This is a genomic window from Neisseria sp. P0009.S007, from assembly GCF_051962515.1.
On record NZ_JBQCVF010000841.1, the window covers coordinates 1 to 538 of the forward strand.

The following is a 538-nucleotide window of genomic DNA, read 5'->3' on the forward strand; positions in this document are numbered from 1 at the left end:
GTGATTTGGTAGTAACGGTCGAAACCGGCCACCATCAGCAATTGTTTGAACAATTGTGGAGATTGAGGCAGAGCGAAGAATTCGCCCGGATGAACGCGGCTTGGCACGAGGTAGTCGCGTGCGCCTTCCGGAGTGGAGCGGGTCAGCATCGGCGTTTCGATGTCGATGAAGCCTTGCGCGTCCAAGTAGCGGCGAACGCCCATGGCCACTTGGTAACGCAGGCGCAGGTTGCGTTGCATGGCAGGACGGCGCAAGTCGATAACGCGGTTGGTCAGGCGAACGTGTTCGCTGATGTTTTCATCGTCGATTTGGAACGGAGGTGTAGCGGCAGCGTTCAAGACTTCGATTTCTTTGGCAAGGATTTCGATTTTGCCGGAAATCATTTTGTCGTTGGTCGTGCCTTCGGGACGGTTGCGCACGCGGCCGGTAATGCTCAAAACGTATTCGTTGCGGGAAGAGTCGGCAGCGGCAAATGCTTCCGGAGTATCAGGGTCGATAACGACTTGAACGATGCCTTCTCGGTCGCGCAGGTCGATAA

1 protein-coding gene is annotated in these 538 nt (G+C 55.8%); it reads right to left on the reverse strand.

Annotation, left to right across the window (positions count from 1 at the left end; all coding sequences use genetic code 11):
• Nucleotides 1-538 (reverse strand): amino acid--tRNA ligase-related protein (locus tag ACTHS3_RS16700; protein WP_440368602.1); only part of this gene is annotated, 538 nt, incomplete at both ends.